The 17,695-nt window shown below is 71.2% G+C and carries 16 protein-coding genes; 5 read left to right on the top strand and 11 right to left on the bottom strand.

Annotation, left to right across the window (positions count from 1 at the left end):
- The first annotated feature begins 58 nt into the window (after window positions 1-58).
- Both ACFZAT_RS31325 and ACFZAT_RS31330 read left to right on the top strand, forming a co-directional pair.
- Window positions 59-1,213 (top strand): serine hydrolase, encoded by a 1,155-nt coding sequence (locus ACFZAT_RS31325; protein WP_391268947.1) that lies wholly within the window; start codon window positions 59-61, stop codon window positions 1,211-1,213.
- Between the two features lie 33 nt (window positions 1,214-1,246).
- Window positions 1,247-2,086 carry a methyltransferase domain-containing protein gene (locus ACFZAT_RS31330; protein WP_391268948.1) on the top strand — a complete coding sequence of 280 codons (840 nt, stop codon included), beginning with the start codon at window positions 1,247-1,249 and terminating at the stop codon, window positions 2,084-2,086.
- A gap of 4 nt (window positions 2,087-2,090) precedes the next feature.
- On the opposite strand, the gene ACFZAT_RS31335 is transcribed toward ACFZAT_RS31330, so the two are convergent.
- The 3 genes from ACFZAT_RS31335 to ACFZAT_RS31345 are packed head-to-tail and all read right to left on the bottom strand — an operon-like array spanning window position 2,091 to window position 3,688.
- Complete coding sequence (locus ACFZAT_RS31335) at window positions 2,091-2,696, bottom strand: hypothetical protein (protein WP_391268950.1); 606 nt, start codon at window positions 2,694-2,696, stop codon at window positions 2,091-2,093.
- 9 nt (window positions 2,697-2,705) lie between these two features.
- Window positions 2,706-3,032, bottom strand: coding sequence for an SMR family transporter (locus ACFZAT_RS31340; protein WP_391268952.1), 327 nt, complete (start codon window positions 3,030-3,032; stop codon window positions 2,706-2,708).
- Window positions 3,029-3,688, bottom strand: a complete 660-nt coding sequence (locus tag ACFZAT_RS31345; RefSeq protein ID WP_391268953.1) for an NAD(P)H-dependent oxidoreductase — start codon at window positions 3,686-3,688, stop codon at window positions 3,029-3,031. The genes ACFZAT_RS31340 and ACFZAT_RS31345 overlap by 4 nt, the downstream gene beginning before the upstream one ends.
- A 134-nt stretch (window positions 3,689-3,822) precedes the next feature.
- Between ACFZAT_RS31345 and ACFZAT_RS31350 the strand changes: the two genes are divergently transcribed.
- Window positions 3,823-4,389: a TetR family transcriptional regulator gene (locus ACFZAT_RS31350; RefSeq protein ID WP_391269030.1), complete on the top strand. Its 567-nt coding sequence runs from the start codon at window positions 3,823-3,825 to the stop codon at window positions 4,387-4,389.
- A gap of 7 nt (window positions 4,390-4,396) precedes the next feature.
- Here the strand turns inward: ACFZAT_RS31350 and ACFZAT_RS31355 are convergent, their stop codons facing one another.
- From ACFZAT_RS31355 to ACFZAT_RS31365, 3 genes are all read right to left on the bottom strand, one after another.
- Window positions 4,397-5,047 carry a hypothetical protein gene (locus ACFZAT_RS31355; protein WP_391268954.1) on the bottom strand — a complete coding sequence of 217 codons (651 nt, stop codon included), beginning with the start codon at window positions 5,045-5,047 and terminating at the stop codon, window positions 4,397-4,399.
- Window positions 5,040-5,855 carry an alpha/beta fold hydrolase gene (locus ACFZAT_RS31360; RefSeq protein ID WP_391268955.1) on the bottom strand — a complete coding sequence of 272 codons (816 nt, stop codon included), beginning with the start codon at window positions 5,853-5,855 and terminating at the stop codon, window positions 5,040-5,042. The genes ACFZAT_RS31355 and ACFZAT_RS31360 overlap by 8 nt, the downstream gene beginning before the upstream one ends.
- Before the next feature lie 138 nt (window positions 5,856-5,993).
- Window positions 5,994-6,926 carry a LysR family transcriptional regulator gene (locus ACFZAT_RS31365; RefSeq protein WP_391268956.1) on the bottom strand — a complete coding sequence of 311 codons (933 nt, stop codon included), beginning with the start codon at window positions 6,924-6,926 and terminating at the stop codon, window positions 5,994-5,996.
- Between the two features lie 122 nt (window positions 6,927-7,048).
- On the opposite strand from ACFZAT_RS31365, the gene ACFZAT_RS31370 reads away from it, so the two are divergent.
- Window positions 7,049-8,293: an MFS transporter gene (locus ACFZAT_RS31370; RefSeq protein WP_391268958.1), complete on the top strand. Its 1,245-nt coding sequence runs from the start codon at window positions 7,049-7,051 to the stop codon at window positions 8,291-8,293.
- Window positions 8,294-8,355: 62 nt separating this feature from the next.
- Here the strand turns inward: ACFZAT_RS31370 and ACFZAT_RS31375 are convergent, their stop codons facing one another.
- From ACFZAT_RS31375 to ACFZAT_RS31395, 5 genes are all read right to left on the bottom strand, one after another.
- The gene (locus ACFZAT_RS31375) at window positions 8,356-10,863 is read right to left on the bottom strand and encodes a glycoside hydrolase family 2 protein (protein WP_391268960.1); all 2,508 of its coding nucleotides are present in this window, start codon (window positions 10,861-10,863) and stop codon (window positions 8,356-8,358) included.
- Between the two features lie 17 nt (window positions 10,864-10,880).
- Window positions 10,881-11,756 (bottom strand): ABC transporter permease subunit, encoded by an 876-nt coding sequence (locus ACFZAT_RS31380; protein ID WP_391268962.1) that lies wholly within the window; start codon window positions 11,754-11,756, stop codon window positions 10,881-10,883.
- Window positions 11,753-12,736 carry an ABC transporter permease subunit gene (locus ACFZAT_RS31385; RefSeq protein WP_391268964.1) on the bottom strand — a complete coding sequence of 328 codons (984 nt, stop codon included), beginning with the start codon at window positions 12,734-12,736 and terminating at the stop codon, window positions 11,753-11,755. The genes ACFZAT_RS31380 and ACFZAT_RS31385 overlap by 4 nt, the downstream gene beginning before the upstream one ends.
- A gap of 148 nt (window positions 12,737-12,884) precedes the next feature.
- Window positions 12,885-14,201 (bottom strand): extracellular solute-binding protein, encoded by a 1,317-nt coding sequence (locus ACFZAT_RS31390; protein WP_391268965.1) that lies wholly within the window; start codon window positions 14,199-14,201, stop codon window positions 12,885-12,887.
- A 232-nt stretch (window positions 14,202-14,433) separates the two neighbouring features.
- On the bottom strand, window positions 14,434-15,795 hold the full coding sequence (locus ACFZAT_RS31395; protein ID WP_391268966.1) for an RICIN domain-containing protein: 1,362 nt from the start codon (window positions 15,793-15,795) through the stop codon (window positions 14,434-14,436).
- Window positions 15,796-16,154: 359 nt separating this feature from the next.
- Between ACFZAT_RS31395 and ACFZAT_RS31400 the strand changes: the two genes are divergently transcribed.
- Complete coding sequence (locus ACFZAT_RS31400) at window positions 16,155-17,618, top strand: glycosyl hydrolase (RefSeq protein WP_391268968.1); 1,464 nt, start codon at window positions 16,155-16,157, stop codon at window positions 17,616-17,618.
- Window positions 17,619-17,695: the final 77 nt, after the last annotated feature.

Genomic DNA, 17,695 nt, shown 5'->3' on the forward strand with positions numbered 1-17,695 from the left:
CGTGAGGTCACACGGAAGACGGCCTCGCGGTGACGGGGTCGCGCGACGGAGGAGACCCATGATCAAGCACAAGCGGACGCTGTCCGGCGCAGTCGCCCTGGCCGTGGCTTTCGGCGTGGCGGCGGGAACGCAGTCGGGCGGTGCGGCGGTCGCGGCGGAGCGGCCCGCCGCAGCGGCCACCGCCCGGCTCCCCGCCGTCCTGCACCGGCTGACCACCGTCGACGGCGCCCCCGGGGCGCTGGCCGAAGCGCGCGGCCGACGCGGCAACACCGTACTGACCGGCGGTGTCGCGGACATCGACAGCGGGGCGCCGGTGCGCGGGGACAGCCGCTTCCGGATCGGCAGCATGACCAAGCCCTTCGTGGCCACGGTGGTGCTCCAGCTCGTCGGCGAAGACCGCGTCGCCCTCGACGCGCCCGTGGAGCGGTACCTTCCGGACGTCGTCCGCGACCACCCCGGCGACTGGCGGGGCGTCACCGTACGGCGGCTGCTCCAGCACACCAGCGGCCTGCCCGACTATCTCGACTTCCTCAACCCGCAGGACGTCCTGGCCGACCCGCTCGCCCACCACGACACCCGCGACCTGGTGGACCTGGCGCTCGACCAGCCCCGTACGTTCCGGCCCGGGCACGGCTGGGACTACTCCAACACGAACTACCTGCTGTCCGGGATGCTCATCGAGAAGGTGACGGGCCGTCCGTACGGGGAGGAGATCCGCCGCCGCATCATCGAGCCGCTCGGCCTGACGGCGACCTCCGTGCCCGGTGACGACCCGGCGATCCCCGGCCCGCATCCGCGCGGTTACGTACGCCCGGGCGAGGAAGCGCCGCTCATGGACGCCACCGCGATCAACCCGTCGGTCGCGGGCGCGTCCGGCGAGATGGTCTCCAGCGCCTCCGACCTCAACCGGTTCCTGGGGGCCCTCCTGGGCGGCCGGCTGCTGGAACCGGCGCAGCTCGGGGAGATGATGAAGGCCCGTCCGGTGGGCGACGGCCGGGCGTACGGCCTGGGCCTGGAGCGCCGGTGGCTGCCGTGCGGCGGCTCCTACTGGGGCCACGGCGGCGACATCTTCGGCTTCCAGACCGCCGGGGGCGCCACCGTGGACGGCCGGCAGACCTCGGTCATGGTGAACCTCGACCCGGGCGGCACGGAGGCCCAGGACGACGATGTCGAGGCCGCGGTGGAGGCGGGGCTGTGCGGGGCGCGGGGCTGACGGTGCCCAGCGGGCGCCCGTAGCCTGCTCCGTATGTCTGGTACCACCACGCCCGCACCCCGCGACGACAGCCCCGAGGACTCCCTGCGGGAACAGCTGCGGCAGACGTTCGACGAGGACGCGGAGCTGTACGACCGGGCCAGGCCGGGATATCCGGCGGCGCTCTACGACGACCTCGCGGAGCTCGCCGGGGCGCGGGCCGGCAGCCGTGTTCTGGAGGTGGGCTGCGGGACCGGGCAGGCCACGGTGCCGCTGGCCGGGCGGGGGTGCCGGATCACCGCCGTCGAGGCGGGTCCGAGCATGGCCGCGGTCGCCCGGCGCAATCTGGCCGGGGCGCCGGACGTGGAGGTGGTGACGGCCGCGTTCGAAAGCTGGCCGCTGCCTGCGGAGCCGTACGACACCGTGCTCGTCGTCACCGCGTTCCACTGGATCGACCCCGCGGTGCGCGTGCCGAAGGCGGCCGAGGCACTGCGGGCGGGCGGGGCGCTCGCCGTGGTGCGCACCCAGCATGTGCGGGGCGGCACCGAGGAGTTCTTCGTGGAGGTCCAGCGCTGCTACGAACGCTTCGACCCCGCGACGAAGCCCGGGACGCGGCCTCCCACCGCCGCCGAGGTCGGCAACGCGGACCACGCGGAGGAGGTGGCGCACAGCGGCCGCTTCGGCCCGACGGTCTTCCGGCGTTACGAGCACGACGTCACGTACACCACGGCCCAGTACCTGGACGTCCTCCGCACGTACTCCGGTCACCGGGCGCTCCCCGAGGCCGCCCGGCGCGGGCTGCTGGACTGCATCGCGGAGCTGATCGACGGGCGGTACGGGGGCCGGGTGACGAAGCGCTACCTGATCGAGCTGGGAGTCTCGCGCAGGCGCTGAACGCTCATTCGCTCAGGCCCGCGATCCCCCAGCCCCGGCGGGCGGCCTCGGCCAGGACTCCGCCCCAGTCGGTCAGGAGGCGCACGAAGGCGTCGACGTCGCTGAACCGGGACGCCACGTCGCTCTCCCCGGATGACGCGCGGAGCTCGTCGAGCCGGGGCCGTACGCGCTCCCAGGTCGCGTGCAGTCCCCGTACGCCCTCCGGGGACTGCGCGACCAGCAGGCCGTAGCCCCCGGAGAAGAAGGCGTGGCCCTCGCCCGGCTCCTCGTCATCGAAGTCCGGCCCGTCCCAGAACAGCCCGCCGAGCAGCGCGTCCAGCTCCGCCCGCACGTCCGCGTCGACGTGGTCGCGGGCCTTCTCCCACGCCTGGCCCGCCCAGAAGTGCGGCTTGTACGAGCCGAGGGTGCCCGGAAATTCGTACACGCCGAAGTGCGCGCTGTGCGGCCCGCGCGGCCACTCCCACCCGCCGCCGGTCCCGTGCTCGTCGCAGTCCCACAACCCGGTCGCCTCGTCGTACCAGGCGTTCCGCAGCCGCACCAGCCGTTCCGGGGGCGGGACCTCGGCCAGCCAGGACCAGTCGGCGATCAGTGTGGTGAGGTCGACGCCCATGGCCCGACCCTACGCGCCCTCCGGCGAGGTCACCCGGGCCAGGGCCACGCCCCCGACGATCAGGGCGAGTGCGGCGATACGGCCCGCCGAGACCGGGTCCTTGTGGACGAGGATGCCCAGGGTGATCGCCCCGAGCGCGCCGATCCCGGTGAAGACCGCGTACGCCGTGCCGACCGGCAGGTTCCGCATCGCCAGGGACAGCAGGTAGACCGCGCCGGCGGCGAGCACGAAGCAGACCAGGGTCGGCAGCGGGCGGGTGAAACCGGCCGTGGGCTTGATGCTCTGCGACCAGGCGACCTCCACCAGCCCCGCCGCGAGGAGCAGCAGCCAGCTCACCACGCTCCCCCGATCTTCCGGGCCGCCGCCAACGCGGCCTCGCGGGACGCGTCGTGGGCGGAACGGCGGGCGGCGAGCGCGGGATCGACGCGGGCGTTGACCAGCTCGGTGCCGAGGAAGTCCATCGCCTCGTCCGGGATGGCGAAGTGCCCGGCGAAGAAGTCGCGCAGGTAGCGCTCCTGGTGGTCGTACGGGTGGCGCGGCGTGCCCGGCCCGTACGCCCCGCCCCGTGCGTACGCCACGACGAAGCGGCGTCCGGCCAGGGACATCTTGGGGAAGGTCACCTGGTCGATCCATGCCTTGAGCGAGGCGGGGACCGAGAAGTTGTACATGGGCGTGGCGATGAGGACGGTGTCGGCGGCGACGAGTTCGGCGAGCAGCGGCTCGACGACCGCCCAGGCGGCGGCCTGCTCCGGCGTGCGGACCGCTTCGCGGTAGCGGCCGGGGTCGGTGATGCCGTGCTCCAGGATGTGGTCGCACAGCTCGGTCCACGCCTCGGTTATCTGCGGGACCGGAGTGAGTGCGAGGTCGCGATGGAGGTACGTGGAGCCGGGGTGGGCGGTGCGCCAGGCACCGGCGACGGCGTCGCCGAGCTCGCGGCTGAAGGAGTGGCGGCGGGCGCTGGCATCGAGGTGGAGGAGGGTCGGGGATGTCATGGAGGCGTTCTCCCTCTGGAGCAGGGTCAAACGGACGGCGTGTCCACTTACAACGACGATCGCGACCCTACCAACGAACCGGACGCGGTGTCCGCTTGTTTCGGGGACTGCCGTAGGCTGAGGCCGTGGTGGAGATGAGGGAACGCGCGGACGCGGCACGCAATCGCGCCAAGGTGCTCGCGGCGGCGGCCCGGCTGTTCGAGACCGGGGACCCCCTGACCGTCACGATGGAGGACATCGCCCGCACGGCCGGCGTCGGCCGGGGCACGCTCTACCGTCGCTACCCGGACGTGACGTCCATCGCGGCGGCGCTCCTGGACGAGCACGAACGCCTCCTCCAGGAGGAACTGCTGCGCGGCGCCCCGCCCCTGGGCCCCGGCGCCCCGCCCCACGAACGGCTCGCCGCCTTCTTCTCGGCCATGGTCGACCTGCTGGACCGGCACAGCCACCTGATCCTGGGCGCCGAATCCGGCGCGAAGCGCCTCACGGTGGGCGCGTACGGCTTCTGGCGCGCCCACGTGCTGACCCTCCTCCGCCAGGCGGGCACCCCGGACCCGGAGGCCTTGGCGGACACCCTGCTCGCGCCGCTGGCCGCGGAGGTGTTCCTGCACCAGCGGGAGCGGGGGGTCACGCCGGACCGGATCAAGGCGGGGTTGGGGCGGCTGGCGGAGGTGGCGACGGGGGCGGGCACCCCCGGCTGAGTCGTCCTCAGCGCTCCGCCGATCGCCGGGGCCGGAGGATCACTTCGCTGCCGATCGGAGTGAATCCGGAGGCCAGAAAGGCCCGGAGCGACCGGGCGTTGCCCGGGGACACGGCGGCGAAGAGCGGTTCGCCCGCCGGCACGAGCGTGAGGGCGTCCGTCAGGAGGCCACGTCCGTGGCCGTGGCTGCCGTGGTGAGGGGCATGCAGTTCGATGCTCAGTTCATGCCGTCCGGCGAGGCCGTCTGCCAACGTGATCAGCCCCCGCTCGTCGCCGTAGACCTTGATGTCGGTCCTCAGCTCGCGGGCGTGCAGGACGCGTGGGTGATCGTGTGCCTCGTCCCCCAGCTCGGCGAGTCGGGGCGTTCCACCGGCGCCGCGGGCCGTCAGGGTGGCGTCGGTGACGCCGATGGTCCCCTCGGTGCCTGCGAGGTGGCGGAGGATGCCGGGGGCCAGGGAGGCACCGAAGCCGTCGGGTCTCAGGGCGAGCACTTCAGCGGGGTCGAGTGCGGTGGCGATCACCGCGTGCCCCGTGAAGGCGACCGATGCCTCCAGGCCGCCGGACAGCGGCGGCAACACCGTCACGCCGCCGTCGCAGGGCGGAAAATGACCGTGCGCGGCGTCGGTGAAGTAGGCGAGGAGCGGGTGCGGCTCAGTCACCGCTGGCCACTCGGGTGGTGAGGAAGTCCAGCAGAGCGGCGTTGAAGGACTCGGCCTGCTCGGCGCCGGGCAGGTGGCCGGCCTTTTCCACGACGGCCAGGGTCGCGTGGGGAACGAGGTCGCGGATCGCCTCGGCGTCCGCGACCGGGGTGTAGACGTCGTCCGCACCGACCACGACCAGCACCGGCTTCCGGACCGCCGCCAACGTGTCCCGGTAGTCGGGGCGTTCGGCCCGCCCGCGCAGGGCTGCCGCCGCGCCGTGGGGATCCGTGGCACGCATCATGCCCAGGACGCGCCCGGCGACCTCCGGCATCGCCGCGACGTTGTACGCGGCGAGCATCTTGTCGATCACCTCGTTCGCGTAACCGTCCATGCCCTCGGCGAGAAGCCGGTCGGCCAAGCGGTTACGGAACGCCTTGCCGTCCTCGGTCTCGGCGGGGGCGGAGGTGTCGGACAGGACCAGGGCGCGCACTCGCCGCGGGTGCAGGCGCTGGAACTCCATGGCGATCTGACCGCCCATCGAGACGCCGCCGACCACGGCCCGCTCGATGCCCAGGTGGTCGAGGAGCGCCGCGAGATCATCGGCGAAGTCGGAGAGGAACACCTTCCCCCGGGTGACGCTGCTGTCGCCGTAACCCCGCAGATCAGGGGTGACGACCCGATACCCCGCCTCGGCCAGCGCCTCGCTCTGGGGCGCCCACAGTGTGCGGTTGAACGGATGCCCGTGAACCAACAGGACCGGCAGTCCTGCGGAGGGCCCGAGGTCGTCGTAGTGAATCGTGGCACCGCGCAGCGCTATGGCGTTCATGCCGGGCACCTTAGCCGGGTGATCGAGGGGGACGCGGAGGCGTTCCGCCTGTCGGCAGGGCCTGGACCGGCGACACGGTCAATCACCGCACCAACGGCAACGTCCTCGGCCAAGGCTGAGCGCTCAGCCGCTGCCCGTTCAGCGCTCGATCACCCACCCCGGCACCCAGCTCCCCGCCGCCCCCCACTCCCCCGCCGCGCCCGCGTACGACCGGAGCGTCGCCAGGCCGGGGTGCGGGTTGTCGCGGTGCCAGAGGAGGGAGTGGGGGTAGACCGGGGTCGGGCCGGTGATCGGGATGCGGCGGAGGGCGTGGGTCTCGGGCCAAATGAGGCGGGAGTGTTCGCCCATGAACGTGGCCAGGGCCGGGGTGTCCGCGATGGTGTCCAGCAGGACGTCCGAGCCGAAGTTCGGGCCCGTCGCCTCGATCGTGAGGGCGAACTCCGCCGACAGGTCGTCGTAGTAGGCGCCCCACTCCGTGCCCGGGGCGACGCCGGGCATCCAGATGCGGTGGCCCGCCAGGTCGGTGAGGGTCACCGAGGGGGCGTCGGCCAGGGCGTGGGCGGGGCCGGTGAGGAGCTGGAGGGGTTCGTCCAGGACGCGGGCGGACGCGATGTCCTCGGGGAGGGGGTGGCCGGGGGCGGCCACCGCGCGGAACGTCGCGTCGAGTTCGCCGGTGCGGAGCGCGGCCACGGCCGTGTCCATGCTGACCAGCATCATCACGTCGAGGGGGATGGCGGGGTGCGCCCGGTGGAAGGCGCGCATCAGGCTCGACTGCGCGGTGCGGGACGCGATCACGTCGACGCGGAGCGGGCGGTGCCCGGGGCGTACGGACGCGCTCGCGCGCTCGGCCGCGCGCAGCAGTTCGTGTGCGTGGGGCAGGAACGCCCGGCCGTCGATGGTGAGCTCGGCGCCGCGCGGGGCGCGCGTGAAGAGGCGTACGCCGAGGGCCGCCTCCAGCGTGGCGATGCGCTTGGAGACGGCCTGCTGGGTGACCGACAGGTCGGCCGCGGCCTTCTGGAAGCCGCCCGCTTCCGTGATGGCGACGAACGTGCGCACTGCTTGGAGGTCCATGGCAGGGCAGCCTAGTGAACAACCGCTGGTTGTGCTTCTGCCCGTCGATGGTTGTTTGACCTGCGGTTCCGTCGAGCGGTTAGCTCTCACCCGGCTATTTCGGGTTGTACGGGTGAGGCGGCATGGGCAGAAGAGCGTTGGGGCGGCCGTTCGGCTGGCTGTGGGCCGCCTACGCCGTGAGTGCGTACGGGTCGGGCCTCGGGTTCGGCGCCCTGCCGCTGCTCGCCGTGCTGGTGCTGGACGCCGGGCCCGCCCAGGTGTCCGCGTTGGCGGCGGTCGGGCCCGCCGTGGGGGCGCTGATCGCGATGCCACTCGCGCCGTGGGTGGAGTTCCGGCGTAAGCGGCCCGTCATGATCGGGATGGACCTGGTCCGGTTCGCGGCCATGGCGTCGGTCCCGGTCGCGTACGCCTTCGGGCTGCTCGGGTTCGTCCAGCTGCTGGTCGTGTCGGCCGTGGTCGCCGCGGCGAAGATCGCGTTCGGCGCGGCGAGCGGCGCGTATCTGAAGACGCTCGTCCGGCAGGAGGACCTGCTCGTCGCCAACGCGCGCTTCGAGTCCACGAACTGGAGCTCCATCGCGGTCGGCCCGCCCCTCGGCGGCGCGGCGATCGGGGTCCTCGGGCCGGTCACCACCGTGGTGGCCGACGCGCTCAGCTATCTGCTCTCCGCGCTCGGCATCACCGCGATCCGGGGCAAGGAGGACGCGCCGGGCCCGGCGGACCGGAGCCCGCTGCGGGCGGGCGCGCTGCTCGCCGGCTGGCGGCACATCCTGGGGCACCCCGTGCTGCGGGCGCTCTACCTCAACCAGGTCCTCGTCGGCGGCCTGATCATGGCCACCGAACCGCTGCTGGCGGTCCTCCTGCTGCGCCGGCTCGGGTTTCCGCCCTGGCAGTACGGTCTCGCCTTCGCCGCTCCGTGTCTCGGCGGCCTCATCGGCTCCCGGCTGGCCCGCCGGGTCGTCGCCCGCTACGGCCGCGACCGGGTCTTCCGGACCGTGGGCACCCTGCGCGCGGTCTGGCTGATCGGGCTGGTGTTCGTACGACCGGGTGTCGTCGGGCTCCTCACGGTCATGGCCGTCGAGCTGGCCATCATCGTCAACATGAGCCTGTACGGGCCGGTGCTCTCCACGTACCGGCTGGAACACACGCCCAAGCACCTCGTCGCCCGCATGCTCACGGCCTGGTCGATCGGGCAGCAGGCGTCCATCGCCGTGCTCACCGCGCTCGCCGGGCTGCTCGCGGACGTCACCGGACCGCGCCCGGCCCTCGCGGTGGCGGGGGTGCTCATCCTGGGCACGCCGTTCCTGCTGCCGGGGCGGCGGAGCCGTACGGCACACCCCGGGGCCGGGGTCGTCCCCAGCCGTTCCTGAGGACCCGGGCGAGGCCCCGGTCCGCGGAGTGCGGCACGGGACCTCGCCGGTCGCGGGTGTCCTCAGCGCGACGCGTCACCGAAGCTGATCGGTGCGCCGGATCCGTTGACCGCGCGAAGGGCGCCCGGAAGGGCCTCCACGCTCCGGCCGTCCCAACCGGTGAGGGTGATGTCCACGCTTTCCCCGGGCAGCAGCGTCACCAAGCCGCGGTCGGCACGGGCCTCGGGGTGCAGGCGGTCGGCCTGGAGCAGCAGATCCCGTACCAGGGTGTGCGCGGTCACCGTCACCTGAGCGCCGCCCTCCTGCGGGGTGACCTTGACGACGGCCTCGGCCGGCGGGTACGCGAACTCCCGGTCCGGGACCGCGAAGTGCAGCGCGCGCAGGCCGTCCGCGTCGGCGACGAGCAACTCCCGTCGCGGGTCCTGCGCCGTGGTCAGGGCGGCGGGGATCTCCAGATCGGTCACCCCGCGCGCGGGGACGTCGAGTGCGACGCGCTGCTCGGCCCCCACCGCGCCGTTGACGTCGAGCCGGCGCAGGGAGACCTCACAGCTCCAGGGCGTGCCGCTCTGGTTGACCGCGGTCAGGGCCGGGCGGCCGTCGATGTGCCTGAAGGTGAGAAGGCGGTCGGCGAAGAGGCGGCCGAGGGCGTGGTAGAGCGGCTTCTCGCGTTCGTCGCCGTCGATGGCGGCCCAGCTGGTGACCGGCCAGCAGTCGTTGAGCTGCCAGAGGATCACTCCGGCGCAGTGCGGCCAGTGAGCGCGCCAGTGCTCGACACCGGTGGTGACGGCGCGTACCTGGTTGACCTGGGTCAGGTAGTGCCAGGTGTCGTAGTCGGTGGGGGCAGCGAAGTGCGGGGCGAGCCCCCGGGCGAGCTTGCCGTTGCCGTCCTCGGCCTTCTGGTGGTGCAGGACGCCGGGGGAGTCGGGCGTCAGGGGGTCGTCGGTGACCGCACGCCTCAGCGTGGCGTGGGCCGGAGGAGCCTGCCAGCCGAACTCGGCGACGAAGCGGGGCACGTCGTCGCGGTAGGCGGCGTGGTCGAGGCGGTTCCACACCTCCCAGGAGTGGCTGGTCCCGTGGCCGGGATCGTTGGGGTGCAGGTCGCGCGAGCCGGACCAGGGGCTGCCCGCCCAGTAGGGCCGCGTCGGGTCGGTGGCGGCGACGACGCGCGGCAGGACGTCCAGGTAATAGCCTTCGCCCCAGGTCGCACCGGCCAGCTCGGGCTCCCAGTCCCAGTCGCGGAAGCCCCACAGGTTCTCGTTGTTGCCGTTCCACAGGACCAGAGAGGCGTGCGGCATGAGGCGGACGACGTTCTCGCGGGCCTCCGCCTCGACCTCCGAGCGCAGCGGCTCCTCCTCGGGGTAGGCGGCGCAGGCGAAGAGAAAGTCCTGCCAGACCATCAGGCCCAGCTCGTCGCAGATGTCGTAGAAGGCCTCGCTCTCGTAGACGCCGCCGCCCCAGACGCGTACGAGATCCACGCCCGCGTCCGCGGCCCGGGTCAGGCGGCGCCGGTAGCGGGCGGCGTCGACGCGCGTGATCAGGGCGTCGTCGGGGATCCAGTTCACGCCGCGCACGAAGGTCCGCACGCCGTTGACCACGAGGGTGAAGCCGCTGCCCGCGGCGTCGGGGGACGTGTCCAGCTCGACGGTGCGGAAGCCGACCCGGCGCTCCCACCGGTCCAGCGCCTCGGTGGGCGCTTCGGCGTCGGTGAGGTGCAGCGTGCAGGTGTACAGATGCTGTTCCCCGTAGCCGCGCGGCCACCAGAGGTCGGGGTCCGGCACCTCGGCCTCGACGGTGGCCGTCGTGGAGCCCGGCGGCAGGTGGACGCCCGTCTCGACGCCCGCGATGTCCAGCACGGCGTGCAGGTCGCGCTCGGCGCCGCGCGCGGAGCGCTCGACCCGCAGGTGCAGCCGTACCCGCCCGGTGCCGTCGGGGGCCACAGTGACCTCCGGGCGGACTTCGGCGATCCGGGCCACCGACCAGTGCTCCAGGCGTGCCTGCCGCCAGATACCAGCGGTGACCAGCGTGGGCCCCCAGTCCCATCCGAATGAACTCGCCATCTTGCGGACGAAGTTGAAGGGCTCGGGGTAGGCGTTCGGACGTGGTCCCAGCAGGTCCCGTACGCGTTCCGCTTCCTGGTAGGCGGAGGTGAAGTCGACCTGGAGAGGCGTCTCCCGTCCGGGGTCCGTCCTGCCGGTGATGTCGTACCGGTAGGAACGGTGCATGTTGCGTGTGGTGCCGAGCAGCCGGCCGTCGAGGCGGACCTCGGCGACCGTGTCCAGACCGTCGAACACGAGATCGGTGCGCTCGTGTCCGGTCGCGTCCGCCGTCGTGTTCAGACCGGTGCGGTAGGACCAGTCGGCACGGCCGACCCAGGCGACCTCCGTCTCGTTGAGGTCCACGAAAGGGTCCGGGATCAGCCCGGCGTCCAGCAGGTCCGTGTGCACGCAGCCCGGCACGGTCGCGGGCAGCCGGGCCGCCTCGCGCAGGGCATCGGGAGCCTCGTCGGGGACGTGCCGGGCCGGGTCGAGGCTCAGGGTCCAGCCGCTGGTGAGGGGCGTGCTGACCTTCATGCGTACTCCTTGATCGCTCATTTGGTCGCGCCGGCGGCGAAGCCGTTGTAGATGAATCGCTGGAGCGCCAGGAAGACGGCGAGGCTGGGCACGATGACGAGTGCCGCACCCGCGGAGATGACTTCCCAGTGGGCGCCGTAGGGGCCCTTGAAGCGGAACAGCGAGGTGGAGATGGTGCCGAGGCCGTCACTCGGCATGTAGAGGAAGGGGATGTAGAAGTCGTTGTAGACGGCGACGCCCTTGACGATGACCACGGTGGCGACAGCCGGCTTCAGGAGCGGCAGGATGACGCGCCGGTAGATCGTGAAGGAGTTCGCGCCGTCCAGCCGGGCCGCCTCGTCGAGCGAGACCGGGATGGACCGGATGAACTGGAGGAAGATGTAGATCGACACGATGTCGGTGCCCATGTAGAGCAGGACGGGCGCCCACCGGGTGTCCATCACTCCCATCCCGTTGACGATCTGGTAGGTCGCGACCTGCGTGGTCACGCTGGGCACCAGCGAAGCGACCAGGAACAGCCCCATGACCAGCTTCTTGAACGGGAAGTGGAAGCGGTCGATGGCATAGGCGGTCATGGACCCGATCAGGACGGTGCCCAGGACCGAGAAGACCAGGATGAACGTGGTGTTCCCCAGGGCGCGCAGCATGTGGCCGTCGGTGAAGGCGACCGCGTAGTTGTGCACGTTCAGCCAGTTGCCGGGCAGGGCCAGCGCGCCGTCCTGCGCCATCTCCCCGCTGCTGCGCAGCGAGGTGAGGAGAACGGCGGCGAGAGGCACCAGGACCACGGCGCTCGCGAGGACCAGGGAGAGGTACTTGAGGAATGAGGCGATGCGGCTGCGCAACGGCGTGTTCGCCCTGCGGGGGGCCGGAGCCGACTCGGTGACCGTGATCATGACCGCTCCGCCTTCTCGTCCGGGAAAAGCGCCCGCTGCAACCAGGTGATCAGCAGGACGAGCACCAGCAGGACGACGGCCGCGGCCGAGGCCAGGCCCGTCTTGTTGAAGTTGAACGCCAGCTTGATGGTCTGGATGACGAAGGTCTGGCTGTTGTTGGCGCCGCCGGTCATCACGTACGGGATCTCGAACACCGACAGAGCTCCGGAGACCGCGAGGATGACGCTGAGCGAGAGGATGGGGCGGATGCTCGGCGCGATGATGTGCCGGAACTGCTGCCAGCGGCTCGCCCCGTCCAGCGCGGCGGCTTCGTACAGCTCCGGCGGAATGGACTGGATGGCGCCGATGAACAGCACCATGTTCAGCCCCATGAAGCGCCACACCGAGACACCCGCGAGCGAGGTGTTGACCAGGTCGGGGTCGCCCAGCCACAGGTGGGGGCCGGCGCCGAACCAGTGCAGCACCGTGTCCAGGGTGCCGCCGGGCTGGAAGAAGTAGAGGAACACGAAGCCGATCGCCACGCCGTTGATCAGGTAGGGGAAGAAGAGGATGCCCTTGAAGAGGTTGCGCAGCCGGGTGTGGAAACTGAGCACGGTGGCGAAGTAGAGCGCCAGGCCGATCTGGACGGCTGATCCGGCGAGGTAGAAGAGGCTGACCCAGAAGACGCGGAAGAGCTGCGGCCTGGTGAACAGTTCCGTGTAGTTGTCCAGACCCACATAGGTGCTCGTCGGGCTCAGCCCGTCCCAGTCGGTGAGGCTGTACGAGAAGAGGCTGACCACCGGCACGCAGGTGAACGTCACCAGGAAGGCGAGCGGCACGGCCAGGTAGAGCCACGGGGTGAACCAACGGTTTCCGCGGCCGCGGCGCGCCCGGGCGGGGGGCTTGTGCCGCACGGCCTTACGAGGGAGTGCGGCGGGCACATCCGGCGGCGCCGGGTTACGAGCGGGAGGTGTGCGGCCCGCAGTGCGCGGTGCGCTCATCCGGTCCTTCTTCCGATCGCCGCTGCGGTGAGCGGCACAGGTGGGCTGCGTACGGTGGGGGCCCGCCGGTGGCCGGCCGCGCCCGGAGATGTCGTCGGCGCTCCGGGCGCGGCCGCTGCGGGAGTCCCCGGTCTCTGCGGGTGGCCGGTCAGCCGATGGCCGCCTGGGCCTCCGACCACCTCTGGTTGAGGTCCTTCAGGACGCTGTCCAGGCTGCCCCCGGTGGTGCCGCGCGCCGTGTCGACGATGCGCTGCGGGTAGTCCTGGGCGTTCAGACCGACCTCGGACGCCTTGTCGATCTCGTCCACCTGGGCCGTCTTCTCGTTGACGAGGTGGACGAACTCGACGCCTGCGGCCTCGAAGGGCTTCAGGGGGGCGGGCAGTGCGGTGCCCTTGACCGAGGAGATGGACAGGGCCGCCTGGGCGTCACCGGACTTGTTGATGTACCAGTCCAGCCAGGCCCTCGCGGCCGCCTTGTTCTTGGAGTGGGCGCTGACGCCGTACTGGTAGTCGGGCCGCACCACCGAGCAGAAGTGGCCGTCCTTCTGGGTGGGGAAGGGCATGAAGCCGATGTCGTCGGGATTCCTGCCCGCCTCCTTCGCGGCGGCCTGCATCTGCACCACGGCCCAGGAGCCGAGCCACATGGTGGCGACCTTGCCGGTGCCGATCAGCTTCTTGGAGTTCTCCCAGTTGGTGGTGGTCGGATCGGCTTCGGCGAGCTTGTCGTGCACGATGTCGTACAGCAGCGAGTCCACGGTGTGCAGATCCTGCCCGGCCGCCCAGGGTTCCTTGGTGGTGGCCAGTTTGTCGTTGGCCGCCGGGTCGCAGCTGGGCGAACCGAGGGCGTTGCCCCAGTTCGTCATCGGCCACCCGTCGTGGTAGTTCGTGTAGTAGGGCGTCGCCCCGGTCTTGTCCTTGATGGCCTGCAGCGCGTCGATGAATTCCTTCGGTGTGGTCGGCCAGTCGGTGACGCCGGCCTGCTTCCAGACGGCTTTGTTGTAGACGAAGCCGTTGGCGGTACCGATGTTGGCGATGCCGTAGACCTTGCCGTCGACGGTGGCGCGGTCGGTGAAGTCGTACGTCTTCGACAGTTCGGCGGCGGAGCCGAGGGGAGCGAAGAAGGTCGGGTACTGCTTGAGCGGTACCGCGTTGGGGATGGACAGGACGTCGCCGTAGTTCTCGCTGTTCAGGCGGATCTTGACGTCGCCCTCGTAGTCGGTGAGGCCCTGGAACTTCACCGTGACGTTCGGGTACTCCTTCTTGAACCGCTCGGCGTAGCCCTTGAGCGTGCCGTCCTGCACCTGGTCGGTGCGGTTGGTGAGGACCGTGATGGTGCCGGAGACCTTCGCGGAGTCCTTGGGCGCGGTGGCCGTGTCGGACGAGGAAGATCCGCCGCCCGATCCGGCACACGCCGTGAGGGTCAGTGCGAGGACGGCTCCGCCGGCGGCCAGGACTGTTCTTCGCATGCCGGATCCAACTCCTTGTGCTTGAGCTGTGCTTGATGGGACACGCCGCACGGGAGGCCACGCGGCGACGGTGTCCCGTCGTCGGGCGAAGGCGGCTGACAGGTGCCCAACGTAGAGGGAACATCGACCTGTGTCCATAGAACGTTTTAGTTCATCTTTTACGAGGTGGACACGGGGAGGACTTACGAACGACGGGGAGTCGTCCAGATCGTTCGAGTAGCGGCCGAGGCGGTCAGGGCATGGGGTGCCGCTGGAAGAAGTCCCACATGAGGTCGTTGGCGCTGATCTCGTGGGTGACCTTCCCGTTGCCGTTGTCCTGGGGCGAGTCCGGCCAGGTGTGCCCGCCGTCGGAGACGGTGTACAGCTCCACGTCGCCCTGGCCCCGGCAACTGCTGTAGACGCTGCGCTGTACGTGTGCGGTGACCTGCGTGACCGCGGGGCCCGCGGTGCAGCCGTTCAGTGCCGCCCAGCGCTGTTGCGCCACGGGAACCGAGTAGCGCCAGGCGGTGTTGTCCCCGCCGCCGTCGTAGGGGTTGGTGGTGTCCTGCCTGCCGTGGAAGGCGATGACCGGCACCGACCGCGAGGGCGTGCAGCTCGCGGGATCGGGCCGGCCGCCGTTCGCCGGGTCGGGCCGCCCGGCGCGCAGACCGGCAACCGGTGCGATGGCGGCGATCCGGTCGGACAGCAGGCAGCCCAGCGCCGAGGTCATACGGCCGCCGCCGGAGTAGCCCGTGGCGTAGATCCGGCTGGGGTCGAGACAGGCGGACCCGGTGAGTGTGTCGATGACCTGACGCAGGAAGCCGACGTCGTCCCGGGTGGCGCCGGACGTCACGTACGGCACGTTCCAGATGTAGCCGCTGCCGCTGGGCGTCGCCCCGGTCGGCGCCGCGACGACGAACCCCTTCGCGTCCGCGACGGGCGCCAGGTTGCTGTACGACAACTGCCCGGGGCCGGTGGACTGGCTGCCGTGGAGGTCGAGGACGAGCGGCAGCCTGGCGCCCGCGGCGCGCTGCGGCACGTGGACGCGTACCTGATACGTCTTGCCGCCGAAGGTGACGGGGGTGTCGTACTGGCCGCTGCCGAGTGCCGGTGCGCACGAGCCCGGTGGCGGAGTGGTGCCGTCGGGGAGGTGCCAGGTCTGCCAGGGGTTGGTGTTGCGGTCCCAGATCTGCAGGCGGGTGCCGTTGGCGGTGCTGCCGCCGGGGACGTCGAGGTACCGGCCGGACTGGGGGTTCTTCAGGTGTCCGTCGGACTCGGCGCTCCACTGCTGGGCGCCCGAGCCGTTGCAGTCCCACAGTTGCAGCTTGGTGCCGTTGGCGGTGCCCTGTCCGGTCACGTCCAGGCACTTGCCCAGGGCGCGGATTGTGCCGTCCGTTCCTACCGTCCACTTCTGCGCGTTCGAGCCGTTGCAGTCGTACAACTGCACCGCGGTCCCGTTCCCGGTCCCGGCCGCGGCCACGTCGGCACACTTGCCGCCCACCCCCACAACCGGCCCTGCGGCAAGCGCGGAGGCGGACGCGGCGGGTGGGGTGCAGACGGCGAGCAAGGCGGTGATCGCCAGGGCGGCGGCTGTGGCCGCCATGGATGTACGCATGGTGAGGAGCCTTTCCGTTGAGGGGCGGAGGGGTGCGCGGGCCGGGCGGACGCGGGGAGTTGCGGGGCCGGCGAGGGGTCGCGTCACCGTAGGACGGGGAAAGAGCCGTGTCCATAGACCGTTCAAGTAGAGGGAGCGCTCCCACCTGGTCACCGCAGGGCCCCGATCAACCTTTCACCAGCAGAGAAGCGCCGAACGACCGGTTCGACAGGTCGATCAGAGGAACTAGTGCGTTTTATATAAGAGTCGTCGAATGCATTGACACGCCCCGCACCCCGCCCTAGCTTCCAGGCGTCGCTCCTCCCCCATCCGCCGCGCAGGACATCGATGTCATGCGCGCCCCCCGAGAGGGCCCCCCTTTGAGATCGCAGATCTTCACGCGCAAGCACCTGGCCGCACTCACGGCCCTTCCTCTGGCCGTCGCCGGCTGGCTGGCCGCCGCCCCCTCACAGGCCGCCGTGCCGCCCGCGCCGACAGCGAAGGCCGCCGGTCCTTCCACGCCCCAGGCGGTGGTCGACTACCTGAAGCAGATCAGCGGCAATCACGTGGTGAGCGGTGTCCACAACAAGGAGCCGCTCAGCAATCCGTCGCAGTACACCGCGCAGGCGCACTCCCTCACCGGTAAATGGCCGGGCCTGTGGGGCGGTGAACTGGGATTCCGCGCCACCGACGTGGCCAACCGCCAGACTCTCGTCAACCAGGCCAAAACCGAGTGGGACAACGGCTCGCTCGTCAGTCTGACCTGGCACATGTGCCGCCCGGACGTGGCGAGCTGCGAGTTCGAGGGCGGCATCAACGGCAGCCGGCTCTCGGACTCCGAGTGGCAGCAACTGATCACCGACGGCACGTCTCTGAACACCGCCTACAAGAACAAGCTGGAAGGGGCCGTCTCCTACCTGCGGCAGCTCAAGGACGCCGGCATCCCGGTCCTCTTCCGCCCGCTGCACGAAATGAACGAGGGCTGGGCCTGGTGGGGCGGCCGCTCCGGTGCCAACGGCAGCGCCCGGCTGTTCCGGATCACCCACGACTACCTGACGTCCAAGGGCCTGGACAACATCGTCTGGGTGTGGAACGTCAAGGACACCGACGCCAACAACGGCTCCGCAGGCGTGTCCGGCTTCTACCCGGGCGACGACTACGTCGACGTCGCGAGCCTCGACCCGTGGAACAAGGGCTATCCGACGAACGACTGGTACCAGGCTCTGGTCAACGTCTCCCACGGAAAGCCCATCTCCCTGGCCGAGGTGGGCACTGTCCCGACACCGGCCCAGCTCGCCGCGCAGCCGCGCTGGGCCTGGTTCATGATCTGGGCCGAGTACCTCACATCCGCCAACTCCGCCTCCGGCCTCCAGACCACCTTCAACGACTCCCGTGTCCTGAGCCAGGGTCAGGTCAGCATCCCGGCCGGCGGCGGGGGCCCCACCACGCCGCCCACGGACCGCACCGGACCGGTTGTGGGGGTGGGCGGCAAGTGTGCCGACGTGGCCGCGGCCGGGACCGGGAACGGGACCGCGGTGCAGTTGTACGACTGCAACGGCTCGAACGCGCAGAAGTGGACGGTAGGAACGGACGGCACAATCCGCGCCCTGGGCAAGTGCCTGGACGTGACCGGACAGGGCACCGCCAACGGCACCAAGCTGCAACTGTGGGACTGCAACGGCTCGGGCGCCCAGCAGTGGAGCGCCGAGTCCGACGGACACCTGAAGAACCCCCAGTCCGGCCGGTACCTCGACGTCCCCGGCGGCAGCACCGCCAACGGCACCCGCCTGCAGATCTGGGACCGCAACACCAACCCCTGGCAGACCTGGCACCTCCCCACCTGATCCGGCCGCATCTCCCCGAGCCCCGGGCCCGTACGGCACCGAGCTCCCGCTCGGTGCCGTACGGGCACCGCCGCCGG

Source organism: Streptomyces sp. NPDC008163, assembly GCF_042956885.1.
Taxonomy (GTDB): domain Bacteria; phylum Actinomycetota; class Actinomycetes; order Streptomycetales; family Streptomycetaceae; genus Streptomyces; species Streptomyces drozdowiczii_A.

Coding starts and splice junctions, on each gene's coding strand:
- ACFZAT_RS31325 (WP_391268947.1), top strand. CDS start 59: ATGATCAAGCACAAGCGGACGCTGTCCGGCGCAGTCGCCCTGGCCGTG.
- ACFZAT_RS31330 (WP_391268948.1), top strand. CDS start 1,247: ATGTCTGGTACCACCACGCCCGCACCCCGCGACGACAGCCCCGAGGAC.
- ACFZAT_RS31335 (WP_391268950.1), bottom strand. CDS start 2,696: ATGGGCGTCGACCTCACCACACTGATCGCCGACTGGTCCTGGCTGGCC.
- ACFZAT_RS31345 (WP_391268953.1), bottom strand. CDS start 3,688: ATGACATCCCCGACCCTCCTCCACCTCGATGCCAGCGCCCGCCGCCAC.
- ACFZAT_RS31350 (WP_391269030.1), top strand. CDS start 3,823: ATGAGGGAACGCGCGGACGCGGCACGCAATCGCGCCAAGGTGCTCGCG.
- ACFZAT_RS31360 (WP_391268955.1), bottom strand. CDS start 5,855: ATGAACGCCATAGCGCTGCGCGGTGCCACGATTCACTACGACGACCTC.
- ACFZAT_RS31365 (WP_391268956.1), bottom strand. CDS start 6,926: ATGGACCTCCAAGCAGTGCGCACGTTCGTCGCCATCACGGAAGCGGGC.
- ACFZAT_RS31370 (WP_391268958.1), top strand. CDS start 7,049: ATGGGCAGAAGAGCGTTGGGGCGGCCGTTCGGCTGGCTGTGGGCCGCC.
- ACFZAT_RS31375 (WP_391268960.1), bottom strand. CDS start 10,863: ATGAAGGTCAGCACGCCCCTCACCAGCGGCTGGACCCTGAGCCTCGAC.
- ACFZAT_RS31380 (WP_391268962.1), bottom strand. CDS start 11,756: ATGATCACGGTCACCGAGTCGGCTCCGGCCCCCCGCAGGGCGAACACG.
- ACFZAT_RS31385 (WP_391268964.1), bottom strand. CDS start 12,736: ATGAGCGCACCGCGCACTGCGGGCCGCACACCTCCCGCTCGTAACCCG.
- ACFZAT_RS31390 (WP_391268965.1), bottom strand. CDS start 14,201: ATGCGAAGAACAGTCCTGGCCGCCGGCGGAGCCGTCCTCGCACTGACC.
- ACFZAT_RS31395 (WP_391268966.1), bottom strand. CDS start 15,795: ATGCGTACATCCATGGCGGCCACAGCCGCCGCCCTGGCGATCACCGCC.